Raw genomic sequence first — 12462 nt, 5'->3', positions numbered from 1 at the left:
TCAATTTCCTGCAAGCTGATGGAGCGCGGTAATGACGCGGGTTGTGTCGTCATGAGTCATGTCCGGGAAAAGGGGGAGAGAACAAATACGCGCGCTATTCCATTCAGAATTCGGGAGCGATACATCAGGAAAACGCTCGCGGTAGTATTTTTGCGTGTGCGCCGCGCGGAAATGCAGGCCGGTGCCAATGCCTTTTTCCTTCAGGGCTGCCATCAGGTTGTCGCGAGAAATCCCGCAGCGGGCTTCATCCACGCGAATGATGAACAGATGCCAGGCGTGGACGTGCGGCCATGAAGGAATACGCAGCGGCTGGAACGGCGTATCGGCAAGCTCGCGCAGATAGCGTTCAGCAATGTCATGACGTCGTGCGTTGGCCTCTTTCAGTTTGCCCAACTGCACCAGCGCCAGCGCGGCGTTGATATCCGCCAGGTTGTATTTGAAGCCGGGCGTGATAACTTCTGCCTGCGGCGCACGACCGTGCGTCTGGCGGTCGTAGGCATCCACACCCAGGCCGTGGAATTTCAGGCTACGGATCCGCTGCGCCAGTTGCGCATCGTCCGTGACCACTAACCCGCCTTCGGCGCAGGTCATGTTTTTAATGGCGTGGAATGAGAAAATCGCGGTGCCCTGCCAGCCCACGTGACGCGAGTGGTAGTACGTGCCGGCTGCATGCGCCGCATCTTCAATGACTGCGATACCGTGACGCTCCCCGATGGCGCGAATGGCGTCGATGTCACACGGCGCGCCGGCATAATGAACCGGAACAATCGCTTTTGTGCGCGGCGTAATGGCGGCGTCGACCGCATCCGGCGTGACCATCAACGTATCCCGGTCCACATCAATCATCACCGGGGTTGCGCCCAGCAGCACAATCATATTCAGTGTGGATACCCAGGTCAGAGAGGGGGTGATCACTTCATCGCCTGGACCAATACCCAGCGCCATCAGCGTGACATGCATTCCCGCGGTCGCTGAGCTGACGGCAATCGCATGTTGATTCCCGGTTAGCTGACAGAATGCCTCTTCAAGCGCCTGATTTTTCGGTCCTGTGGTGATCCAGCCGGAGGTTAATACCTCCTGCAACGCCGCTAATTCCTCGCTACCCATGGACGGCCGGGAAAAAGGCAAAAAATCACTCATCATTAATTTCCTTGAAATAAGAATGGCACGCTTTTGATATTAACCAAATGCCGGCTCGTTTATTTCAACGAACCATAAACTTATATCAAGGTAGCTAACATTTCTTAGGGAAAAATTAAGAAAGACATTCCATTCACTTTGCCCACCAATTAACCACTTAAAATACAAAGAGTTAAATTATTATGAATTATTTATTGTGTGATCAAACTCGACCTTTGCCTGCAATTTTTTAAACATAACATCAACAAACAAAAAAAATCCCGGCTATTTCTTTTAAAAGAATAAATAGCCGGGAACTTTTCTTTTTAGTTAATTGTCGCGCTTATTTTAAATTATCAGGAAAGTTTTTTGGTAACTCGCTCGCCGCACAGGCAATAACGCTTTCATTATTCGCCCCACAGTCGCGAACAAAGGTGATCGTCGCAAATTCATCAATGACTTCAGTGGGGTATGCCGGACCCGCATCACGATACGCATTCATCAATGGAATATGATCGTTCTGGAAGCAGACGGTTTTTTCTGGATTGTTGATCACCCAACGTGGGAAGAAGATGGTGCCGTGGAACAGTTTGTCACCCAGGTTTGCAATCAGGCTCACGTCGGTACCGGTTGGTTCTGTCCAGGAAATTTTATAGATGCTCTCCCCTACGCGAACAATATAAGCCTGCTGATCTTTCACCCAACGGTTCGCCACAATCCCGCTGTGAATACGGTAATCAAGGGTGGTTTCATTTTTGACATAAATCTCGTAGTTCCAGCCATTATCGTAGGTATATACAAGGTGTTTGCCGACGAAGCCGCTTAAGTCATGTTTGTCGAAGGTGTTCATAATGTGTCTCCTTTGTTTTGATGAGACGATCGTACCCCTTCAAAAAATGAATGAATAACGCTATGTTTGAATCAAATTCATCCAAATTTTAGATTAATCATGCATAAGACGACGCTTGAACAATGGTCATTACTGGAAAGAGTGGTCGAGGCAGGTAGCTTTGCCAAAGCAGCGGAAGAGACCAACCGCAGCCAGTCCTCGGTCAGCTATAACCTGTCGCTGCTGCAGGAGCGGCTGGGCGTGGCGCTGCTGGTGCCTGAGGGGCGGCGGGCTGTCTTGACCCCGGCCGGCGAACTCCTGCTCAACCAGGTTAAACCGTTGCTGAAAGCCTTCGCCTATGTTGAGACCCGTGCGGCAAGCCTGCGTAACGGAATGCGCACGCGGTTAGATCTGGTGGTGGACAGCATTTTCCCGCGCCGACGCCTGTTTGCTATTTTGCGTCAGTTCCAGCAGCTGTATCCGCAAACGCAGGTCCGCCTCACCGAAGTGCTGGAAAATAGCCGCACCGATGTCATTAATGATGAAGCCGACGTGATGGTGTTAACCCGCCGCCAGGACATAACCGGTCTTGGCGAATGGCTGATGAATATCGACTTTGTTGCCGTGGCGCATCATCAACATCCCCTCTTTAGCCTCGACGCGCCGCTTAACGACGATATGCTGCGCCCGTGGCCACTCATTCAGATAGCCGACAGCCAGACCGCCGCGCGTGCGGTCGGTGAGTCGTGGACCTTTTCCACCATTGACGCAGCCATAGAGGCGGTGATGTCCCAGGTCGGCTATGGCTGGCTGCCAGAGGAGCGTATTCAGACCCAGCTTGATCTGGGGGTGCTTAAACGCCTGCCGCTTAGCCATGGCGCACGCCGGGCTACGCCGCTGCACCTGATTGTGAAACGCTCCCTCGGCCCGCTGGATGAACAGGTTGAGACCCTGCTGCGCCTTTTTAGCCAGGAGCCGCCATCCTCACCTGCTACGCTTTAAGGTCCGAACGTTAAACACGATAAGGAGCAGATGATGAAGATCGATTTTACGGGGAAAGTCGCGCTGGTGACCGCCTCTACCGGCGGGATCGGCTTCGCCATAGCCCGAGGGCTGGCTGAAAGCGGTGCGGAAGTGATCATCAATGGCCGTAGCACGGAGTCTGTGAATAAAGGTATCCAGCAGCTACAACAGGTTGTGCCTGGGGTGCAGGTACGCGCCGCGATTGCCGACCTCAGCACGGCTGAAGGGGTGGAATCGCTGCTGAACGTAGCGACCCACGTCGACATCCTGGTCAACAACGCCGGCATTTACGGCCAGCAGGATTTTTATGGCACCGATGATGACACCTGGGAGCGTTACTGGCAGACAAACGTGATGTCCGGCGTGCGTATCTCCCGTGCACTGCTGCCGGGTATGGTGCAGAAAGGCTGGGGACGCGTGGTGTTTATTTCGTCCGAGTCGGCCTGCAATATTCCGGCGGACATGATCCACTATGGCGTGACCAAAACGGCGCAGCTGTCGCTCGCTCGCGGGCTGGCGAAGTTCGTGGCGGGAAGCGGGGTCACGGTGAACAGCGTATTGCCCGGCCCCACCCTTTCAGACGGTTTTGCCGGCATGATGAAAGACGAGATCGAGAGAACCGGCAAATCGCTGGAGGAACTGGCGAAAGAGTTTGTGATGACTCACCGCCCGAGCTCGGTTATCCAGCGTGCCGCGACGGTGGAAGAAGTCGCCAATATGGTGGTGTATGTCTGCTCGCCCCAGGCCTCCGCCACCTCGGGCGCGGCACTGCGCGTCGATGGCGGCGTGGTGGATGACATCATCTGATCCCTCAGACAGAACGGTCTGTGACCCGTCGGGCAGTAATATAGTGCGTCTGCCAGTAGTCATCAGTCAGGGTTGAAACGGTTACGCCCTGGCTGCGTGAGGCATGAATAAACTGGCTATTGCCGATGTACACGCCCACGTGCCTTCGGTCTGGACCGGTCTGAAAGAAGACCAAATCCCCCGCCTTCAGACGGTATTGCGCCACCTTCACACCACGATGGATCTGTTCGCCCGTCGTGCGCGGCAGATTAAGGTGGGCCGCATCGCTGAACAGATGCTGCATCAGCGCGGAGCAGTCCACGCCCCGATGCGTGGTCCCGCCCCACTGATAGTGGGTGCCTTTCCACTTCTGGTATTGATCAAGGATCCGGGTACGCAGTGGTCCTGTTTCCTGGTGCAGCAGCACGGATTTTGCCGGAGAAAGGGCAAGCTCGCGGTTCATTGACAGCATCGACGCCGGTAGTTGAAAACTCAATGCCGAAAACGAAGCCAGACTTAACGAGAGGATTGAAATAAGCGATCTAAACGTCATATCAAAATAGATTCAGTGAGTGGATATTTTCCTTACCGGTGGGGGCCAACGTTCCCCCGAAATAGCGCTCAATGTGGCGATAATATAGACAGCTCGCTTTTCAACCAATTATTATTGAGACCAAAAATGGACTCACTTTCCGATCGCAAGATCGCGAAAAAAATGCTCAAGACAGAAGGACAGACAGGGTAAAGCAGGTAAACTAATCAACAGAATGTGTATTTTAGCTAAGACGTATTTATGACCAATATGATTGCCGACGAGGCCGTGGCCAAATCCAACGTGCTCTCCGTCTTCGACTTTGATGGAACACTGACGCACCACGACAGCTTTATCCCTTTCCTGCGTTTTGCCTTTGGTAAACGTTACTTCGCGGGCCGCCTGGTGCGTATGGCCTTACCCACGCTGCACTGCGTGCGTCGTAAGCTGACGCGCGATGAGCTGAAGGAAGTGCTGATTAAAACGTTCCTGACGGGCGTGGATGAACACTGGCTACGGCAGCAGGCGGAAGCGTTTTGCGAAAAATACTGGGACAAGCTGATGCGCCCTGCCGGCGTACTGGCCGTCGCCGCAGAGGTGAATTCCGGTGCGGAAGTGACCATCTGCTCCGCCTCTCCGGCGCTGGTGCTCCAGCCGTGGGCTGACAAGCTGGGGATTAAGCTGATTGGCACGCAGCTGGAAGTGAAAGACGGCAAGCTGACCGGGCGTATCACCGGCAACAACTGCCGCTGTGCCCAGAAGGTGGCGAGGCTGGAAAAAGTGTATGGCGATCTGAATAGCTACCACCTGCGCGCGTGGGGCGATACCCGCGGCGACCATGAACTGCTGGCGGCGGCGCAGGATGCACACTGGCGGCACTTCCATCCACCGCGCAAGCGTCGACATTCACCGATTAAGTGTTAGACACTGTCTACCCGAAAACGGCAACCAAAGGTTGCCGTTTTGCTTTTAATGGGCTTCTTTCTTCCCCGGGAACATCACGCTGGTGATAATCCCCAGCGCCAGCACGCCAAGCACCACAAACAGGCTTGCCGTGGCACCAATGCTGTAACCGTGGTGCCAGAAGTGATCGGTGGCATTTAATCCGAGCTTGAACGCCACGAAGAACAGCAGCAGCACCACCGCTTTCTCCAGATGCACCAGATACTGCTTCAGCGCTTCCAGCACGAAGTAGAGCGTACGCAAGCCGAGGATGGCAAACATCATTGCGCTGTAAATAATAAGCGGCTCACGGCTGACGGCAATAATGGCCGGCACGGAGTCAAACGCGAACATCACATCAGAGAGTTCCACGACCGCCACGCAAAGCAACAGCGGCGTTGCGTAGCGTTTCGCCTTCTTCACGCGTCCAACCGTTACGTCCTGGTTTTCAGGTTTCTCCAGCTCCGCGTCCACCTCTTTCTGGGTCAGAATAAAGGCATTGCTGCTGATTTTAGGCCAGACAGGATAGAAGCGTTTCACCAGACGGTAAGCCAGATGGCCGGAGTAATCTTCAACCTCGTCACTCTCTTCATTGCGTCTGAGCATCATCACCGCCGTCCAGCCGACGACCAGCGCGAAGATAACCTCGACGTAAGGCCCCAGACTTAACAGGCTGGTACCAATGGCCACAAAGATACCGCGGAAAACAATCGCCCCCAGCACGCCCCAGTAGAGGACGCGGTGACGATATTTATCCGGCACGCCGAACCAGGCAAAAATCGCCATCATCACAAACAGGTTATCGACGGAGAGCACCTCTTCCAGCGCGTAACCGGTGAGGAACAGGCTCGCCATCTCTGCGCCGTGGTGAACATACAGGAACCCGGCGAAAGCCATGGCCATCATGACCCAGAAGAGGGACCACATGGCAGCGCTTTTCAGCGAGATCGGTTTATCGTGACGGTGCATAAAGAGGTCGATAAACATCGCCCCGACGGCCATCACTACAAAGACAACAACGGTTTCAGTCGGGAAACCGAGATGAGCAGCAGACATACACAACCCTTTTGGCAGACAAAACACAACACCATGCAAACTGGCGTAAACCAGGAACGGAAAGGGGCAGGCTGTTTACCAGCCTTTAACCCTTAAAGCCGCGGCCTTTCAGGCCCGGCAAAGAGAGGTACTTTACCGCACTCCATGGGGTCGCGCATCTGCCGTTTAGGCGCTCATGCCGCGCAAACGCTGCAGTACGGCCACCAGAACCGCCACTGACCAGCCCACCATCAAGGCGCCGACCAGACCTTCCACGCCCCCAATCAGCCGCCAGTGCTGAGGCAACGTGACATCGCCGTATCCCACCGTGGCGTAACTGACCAGCGAAAAGTAGAAGCTGGTGTTCCAGTCGTTAAACGCATCAATAACAAAATAAAACCCGGCGAACAGACCGGCTTCAAGAAGATGGGCGAAGATCATGGAGATAACGATCCCGACATTACGCAAAACCACACGCACCGCAGAGTCGACCTCTAAGTTAATGAATTTTAAAACGCAAAACATCCACAGCGAATGGATGACCACCGTAAGGGTAAGCAAAATAATGATGCTGAGTAGCTGCATGAAAGGTGCTCTGACCGGGAAGAAAAATGACCCCGCGAACGCAGCGGGGCACCTGGAGTTGTCTGGCCTGGTCGAAGCTTAGCGGATCGGAGGAAAAAAGTTGGTGCAATAATTGCGCTGCGTGATTATCACCCTTATAGAGTCTCCTCTTTGCGGCTGGTTCGACTGCTATGAGCGATATATCTGGAGCGCACTATCTGTGAGTCACCTCTTATTTACATCATTTAAACCTTCCATTAACTGGATAAAAAGAACGCGCCGTCGCTATAGTGGTTTTGTTTAATAAAACTCAGTTGTACCCAATAAAACAAAGAACATACCCTGCGAGGACACAATGACAGAACATTTACGTAACGGTGCTACCGCCACCGAGGACATAGAAAGAGAGACGATGCGGAAGGTGATCTGGCGTATTCTCCCGTTTCTGATTGTCAGTTACCTGGTCTCCATTATCGATCGCGGGAATATCGGCATGGCTTCGCTGCAGATGAATGAGGACCTTGGCCTCAGCAAAGCTGCATTTGGCTTCGCCAGCAGTCTTTATTTCGTGGCCTATTTTCTGTTTGAAGTACCCAGCAACCTGGCCATGCAGAAAGTCGGCGCCCGTCTGTGGATCCCGCGCATTATGATCAGTTGGGGCATCGTCTCCATGTGTATGTCCCTGGTGCAGAACACCACGTCGCTCTATATCGTCCGTTTTCTTCTCGGTGCTGCAGAGGCGGGCTTCTTCCCGGGCGTCGTGCTGTATCTGACCTGGTGGATCCCGTCCCGCTACCGCGCACGCATTATTGCGTCCTTTATGGTCGCCATCCCGCTCGCTAACTTCATTGGCTCCCCGCTTTCCGGGTTGATACTGTCACTGGATGGCTGGCTGGGTCTTCGCGGCTGGCATCTGCTGTTCATTATTGAAGGCTTGCCGGCGGTGCTGCTGGGTATTGCCGCCTGGTTTATTCTCCGGGATCGCCCTCATCAGGCGAGCTGGCTTAGCAGTGAACAGAAACAATGGCTGGAAACCACGCTGGAAACCGAGCGCAATCAGCAAAAGAATATCGGACACCAGACCACCTGGCAGTTGCTAAAGCATCGCCAAATCTGGCTGATGGCGCTGATTTACGCGGGTGCATCGTCCGCGGGTACCACCATCAGCGTCTGGTCTCCTCAACTGCTGAAATCCTTCCATCTCGATAATCTTGAGACAGGTCTGCTTAACGCCATTCCTTACGGTCTGGCATCTGTTCTCATGATTGTATGGGGACGGAATTCCGATCGTACCAACGAACGCCGCTGGCATACCGCACTCACGCTATTCATAATTGCCGCCGGCGTGTTCGCCGCCTTTGTGAGCGTTTCGCTGTCTGCCACGATCGTTATCCTCAGCATTATGCTGATAGGCGCCTATTCAATGAAAGGGCCTTTCTGGGCGCTGGCGTCCGGTTGGATGAGCAGTACTTCAGCGGCGGCGGGACTGGCCGCGATTGGCGCCATCGCAAACCTGATAGGCGGGGCGGGGGTGGTAAACGCGTACGGCATTATCAATGAGCGGACGGGCAGCTACACGCTGGCGATGCTTCCGCTGGCCGCGCTGTGCGTGGCCGGGGGGATAGCGGTGCTCATTATGGGCCGACAGGCCCGCAACGCTCAGCTACACGAAAAACAGGTCACGCATTAGCGTTGACAGAAGCGGGACAATTGTCCCGCTTCTGCATTTAAAGATGTTCTTCCGCCGTATCGCTCGTCTCCCCAAAAAACTGCTGACAGAAGAGCTTACTGGCTCCCATTTTCTGCGACAGACGGCTTGCTGCCGCCTTCATCAACTGACCTATCTCCTTCTCACGACGATCTTCCGTCAGCCGTGAGATGGGGCCGGTCAGGGCTAACGCCGCAACCAGCTTGTCGTGAACGCCGAAGACAGGCATCGCAAACGCAGCGGTGTGGGGATCGCGTGCGCCTGACGTGTAGAATGGGAGTTCAGCGTCTCCCTCCGGCAGGCTCTCATTGAGCCCCCAATGGCGTAATACCTTACTGATGGCCGAATTATCGAGCGGAAACTGGCTACCGGGAAGATTGCTGTGTCGCAGGCCATGCGACGCTTCAGCGCGAAACAGGCAAAGCCGCTGCCCTCCCTCCAGCACATACCAGCTGGCACTCTCCTGAGACGCCAGGGATAAGGCCTGAAGCTCTGGCTGAACCACTCGGGAAAGATGGAAAGATTGTTCATACAGCTTGCCGAGGTAAAGCAGACGTGGGCCCAGCGCATAATTGCCGTCTTCATGCCTGACGACGTAATTCATCCGTTCAAGAGAATTCATCAAGCGGTAAACCGTGGTTTTGTGATAACCCGATAGCTGTGCTAGCGCGGTCAGCGTCAGGCTCTCATCTCCAGGACGGAAGCAATCCAGTAAAGCCAGCGCTTTTTCAACCGCTACAACGCCTTCATTCCCCATCATTATCTCCTTGTTAGCCCGGCAGTGAGTGTACCTCAAATTTTGTGAGTCACTTCGTATTTACATCACAAACGCCATCTCGGGTCTGGCTAAAAGGAAAGCAACACCGCTATAGTTGTTTTGCACTGTACACCTGCATTGTACTTAGTAAAACAATATGGAGGCATTCATGTCCGTTACTGAAAAAAAACCGATTAATCGCCAGTTTGATCGCGTTTCTGCCGAGGACGTTCGTCGGGCTGCCGAGTATCAGGCCGCTATTCTGGCCGACGTGGCCGGTCGCCGCGGTACGCTTCATGGCCGCATCAAACCGCTGGCTCCACACATGTCCGTTGCGGGTCCGGCCATCACCGTTGAAGTCCGTCCGGGTGATAATCTGGCGATTCATGCCGCGATGGCGGTGGCGCAGCCCGGCGATGTCCTGATCGTCGATGGCAAAGGCGACCTGAGCTGCGCGCTGCTTGGGGAAATCATGGCCACTCAGGCTCAGGCGAGCGGCATTGCGGGCATTATTATTGACGGCGCTGTACGAGACGCCGATACCTTGAGCAAAGGTCACTACCCTGTCTTTTCTGCCGGTCTGAACCCCTGCGGCCCGACAAAGCTAATTTCTGGTCGGGTTAATCATCCCATTTCAGTCGCCGGGGCGACGGTTCAGGCCGGGGATCTGGTTGTCGCGGATATCGACGGCGTGGTAGTCATCCCGCGCGATGAGGTTCAGGAAGTTATCGCGCTGGCAAAAGGAAAGCTGGAGATGGAGACCCGACGCCTTGCCGCCATCCGTGAAGGCGATTTACGTCCACACTGGCTTGATGACGCGCTTCGTAAGGCAGGTATGTTAGATGAAGGGGAGACGCTGTGATGGGGGGCAAAGACGTAGTTCTGGTTACCGGAAGCGACCTGGCGGAGCAGGCCATGGTGATGTTGCAGGGCTTTGAGGTGGTGTTTGCGGGCCGCCAGCCCACAGAAGATGAACTGATCGCGCTGTGTGAACGACACAATCCTGTGGCGATTCTGGTACGTTACGGCAAGATTACCGCGAAAGTCATGGATGCCGCCCCAGCTCTTCAGGTTATTTCCAAGCACGGAAGCGGGATCGATGTGATAGACCAGACGGCAGCGTCCGAGCGCAACATCGCCGTCCGCGCTGCGCCAGGTGCAAACGCGGCGGCAGTGGCTGAACATACCTGGGCGCAGATCCTCGCCTGCGCAAAGTCGGTGGTACCTCTGGACAAGCGCCTGCGAGACGGGCACTGGGATAAGGCAACGCATAAATCCATTGAACTGGAGGGCTTAACGTTAGGGCTCATCGGATTGGGTGCTATCGGCTCGCGTGTGGCACATATTGGCCACGCATTCGGCATGAAGGTGCTGGCTTACGATCCCTATGCTAAGTCCATGCCTGCCCTGTGTGAACGCGCAGAAACGCTGAATGGACTTCTTTCCCGCTCCGATGTCATCTCTTTGCACTGTCCGCTGACCGATGAGAATCGGGGGATGATCAATAGCCAGACGCTCGCACACTGCAAGCGGAACGCAATTCTGGTAAATACGGCACGCGGCGGACTGATCGACGATGAATCGTTACTGGCGGCGCTCAGGGATGGCACGCTGCACAGCGCAGCGCTGGACAGCTTTACCCACGAGCCGCTGACGGCGCCGCACCTCTGGCAGTCCGTAGAAAACGTGGTTATTTCACCGCATATTGGCGGCGTTACCGCAGCGTCATATATCAAGATGGGGACAGTGGCCGCGAGCAATATTCTTGCTGTAACAGACGTAACCACCGTCAGCCCGTAAAGCCATCTGTGACGAGTGGCAGTGCTCTTATGTCACTTGTCTTCTGCCAGCGCCTGAGCGCACGCCCAGGCACTTGCCCATGCCCACTGGAAATTGTATCCGCCGAGCCAGCCGGTTACATCCATCACCTCACCAATAAAATAGAGCCCCGGCACGTTGCGCGCTTCCATGGTGCGTGAGGAGAGTTCATGGGTGTCGACCCCACCAAGCGTCACTTCCGCCGTGCGGTAGCCTTCGGTGCCGTTGGGCTGCACCCGCCAGGCTGTCAGCGTCTCAACCAGCACCTCCTGTTCGCGGCTGTTAAGCTGCTTGAGCGACACATCGGGGATCTGACCCAGCACCTGCAAACATTCCACCAGACGTTTTGGCAACTGCATGGCCAGCGTGTTTTTCAGGCTTTGATTCGGGTGCGCCGCGCGTTGCTCGTTGAGGAAAGCCTCCAGGTCGCAATCGGGTATCAGGTTAACCGTGACAAACTCCCCCGGCTGCCAGTAGCTGGAGATTTGCAGTACCGCCGGGCCGGAAAGACCACGGTGGGTAAACAGCAGGTTTTCACGGAACACCGTACCGTCTTCAGCCGTAATGACCGACGGCACCGAGACGCCAGAAAGCGTCTGGAGCTGTTCCAGCAGGGGCTTATGCAGGGTGAACGGTACCAGCCCCGCACGGGTGGGCAGCACGTTCAGGCCAAACTGTTCGGCAATCTTGTAGCCGAATGGTGAAGCACCGAGCCCCGGCATGGAGAGGCCACCGCTGGCAATCACCAGGTTATCGGCGCTGACGCTTTCCCCGTTTAACTGCAGCGTGTAGCCCTGCTCATCGCGGGACACCTCCAGCACTTCCGTGCGCAGGCGCATCACCACGCCGCCCTTCTCGCACTCGGCCACCAGCATATCGACAATCTGCTGGGCGGAGTCATCACAGAACAGCTGGCCCAGCGTCTTCTCATGCCATGCGATACCGTGCTTACCCACCAGGTCGATAAAGTCCCACTGGGTGTAACGCGCCAGGGCCGATTTGCAAAAATGACGGTTCTGGCTCAGATAAGCTGCGGGTTCAACATAGAGATTTGTAAAGTTGCAGCGCCCGCCACCGGACATCAGAATTTTACGTCCTGGCTTTTTACCGTTATCCAGCAACAGCACGCGACGACCCGCCTGTCCGGCCATCGCCGCACAAAACATACCCGCCGCACCGGCGCCAATTACCACGGCATCAAACCTTTCCACGTCAAAATCCTCTTCGTTAACTGCCGCGGATTGTAAAGTTTCCTCTGTGGTCACACCAGCGTAATTAACCGAGATATCAGTCATATACTTGAAATATAAAATATATTTCTTTACCTAACGCCAACAAAGCCGAAGTTA

13 protein-coding genes are annotated in these 12462 nt (G+C 55.0%); 6 read left to right on the top strand and 7 right to left on the bottom strand.

The features are described from left to right. The gene (arnB, locus tag BJP35_RS00600) at window positions 1–1140 is read right to left on the bottom strand and encodes a UDP-4-amino-4-deoxy-L-arabinose aminotransferase (RefSeq protein WP_068795390.1); all 1140 of its coding nucleotides are present in this window, start codon (window positions 1138–1140) and stop codon (window positions 1–3) included. 322 nt (window positions 1141–1462) lie between these two features. Continuing rightward, on the bottom strand, window positions 1463–1969 hold the full coding sequence (locus BJP35_RS00595; protein ID WP_020884514.1) for a phenolic acid decarboxylase: 507 nt from the start codon (window positions 1967–1969) through the stop codon (window positions 1463–1465). 99 nt (window positions 1970–2068) lie between these two features. Here BJP35_RS00595 and BJP35_RS00590 point away from each other — a divergent pair, with 99 nt between their 5' ends. Then, entirely contained in the window at window positions 2069–2950 is an 882-nt protein-coding gene (locus BJP35_RS00590) for a LysR family transcriptional regulator (RefSeq protein ID WP_086462854.1), read from the top strand. A gap of 33 nt (window positions 2951–2983) precedes the next feature. Further along, window positions 2984–3778 carry an SDR family NAD(P)-dependent oxidoreductase gene (locus tag BJP35_RS00585; RefSeq protein ID WP_025202822.1) on the top strand — a complete coding sequence of 265 codons (795 nt, stop codon included), beginning with the start codon at window positions 2984–2986 and terminating at the stop codon, window positions 3776–3778. Window positions 3779–3782: 4 nt separating this feature from the next. Here BJP35_RS00585 and BJP35_RS00580 read toward each other — a convergent pair whose 3' ends face one another. Next, on the bottom strand, window positions 3783–4310 hold the full coding sequence (locus BJP35_RS00580) for an NlpC/P60 family protein (RefSeq protein WP_047742632.1): 528 nt from the start codon (window positions 4308–4310) through the stop codon (window positions 3783–3785). 240 nt (window positions 4311–4550) lie between these two features. On the opposite strand from BJP35_RS00580, the gene BJP35_RS00575 reads away from it, so the two are divergent. Then, window positions 4551–5213, top strand: a complete 663-nt coding sequence (locus BJP35_RS00575) for an HAD family hydrolase (RefSeq protein WP_014172059.1) — start codon at window positions 4551–4553, stop codon at window positions 5211–5213. 45 nt (window positions 5214–5258) lie between these two features. Here BJP35_RS00575 and BJP35_RS00570 read toward each other — a convergent pair whose 3' ends face one another. Both BJP35_RS00570 and BJP35_RS00565 read right to left on the bottom strand, forming a co-directional pair. After that, entirely contained in the window at window positions 5259–6287 is a 1029-nt protein-coding gene (locus tag BJP35_RS00570) for a TerC/Alx family metal homeostasis membrane protein (protein WP_025202820.1), read from the bottom strand. Between the two features lie 165 nt (window positions 6288–6452). Beyond that, complete coding sequence (locus BJP35_RS00565) at window positions 6453–6851, bottom strand: potassium channel family protein (RefSeq protein ID WP_020884509.1); 399 nt, start codon at window positions 6849–6851, stop codon at window positions 6453–6455. Between the two features lie 334 nt (window positions 6852–7185). Here BJP35_RS00565 and BJP35_RS00560 point away from each other — a divergent pair, with 334 nt between their 5' ends. Beyond that, window positions 7186–8520 carry an MFS transporter gene (locus BJP35_RS00560; RefSeq protein ID WP_086462853.1) on the top strand — a complete coding sequence of 445 codons (1335 nt, stop codon included), beginning with the start codon at window positions 7186–7188 and terminating at the stop codon, window positions 8518–8520. 37 nt (window positions 8521–8557) lie between these two features. On the opposite strand, the gene BJP35_RS00555 is transcribed toward BJP35_RS00560, so the two are convergent. Beyond that, a complete protein-coding gene (locus BJP35_RS00555) occupies window positions 8558–9295 on the bottom strand; it encodes an IclR family transcriptional regulator (protein ID WP_020884507.1) in 738 nt (245 codons plus the stop codon). A gap of 169 nt (window positions 9296–9464) precedes the next feature. Here BJP35_RS00555 and BJP35_RS00550 point away from each other — a divergent pair, with 169 nt between their 5' ends. Continuing rightward, window positions 9465–10157, top strand: a complete 693-nt coding sequence (locus BJP35_RS00550) for an RraA family protein (protein WP_047954794.1) — start codon at window positions 9465–9467, stop codon at window positions 10155–10157. Next, window positions 10157–11095, top strand: coding sequence for an NAD(P)-dependent oxidoreductase (locus tag BJP35_RS00545; RefSeq protein ID WP_063215123.1), 939 nt, complete (start codon window positions 10157–10159; stop codon window positions 11093–11095). Before BJP35_RS00550 ends, BJP35_RS00545 begins: the two co-directional genes overlap by 1 nt. Window positions 11096–11127: 32 nt before the next feature. Here the strand turns inward: BJP35_RS00545 and BJP35_RS00540 are convergent, their stop codons facing one another. Then, window positions 11128–12324 (bottom strand): NAD(P)/FAD-dependent oxidoreductase, encoded by a 1197-nt coding sequence (locus BJP35_RS00540; RefSeq protein ID WP_032670504.1) that lies wholly within the window; start codon window positions 12322–12324, stop codon window positions 11128–11130. Window positions 12325–12462: the final 138 nt, after the last annotated feature.

It is taken from the genome of Enterobacter sp. J49 (genome assembly GCF_002148625.1).
GTDB lineage: Bacteria > Pseudomonadota > Gammaproteobacteria > Enterobacterales > Enterobacteriaceae > Enterobacter > Enterobacter ludwigii.
Note: the sequence above shows the minus strand (reverse complement) of the source record. Positions and strands in the feature narration are given on the sequence as shown.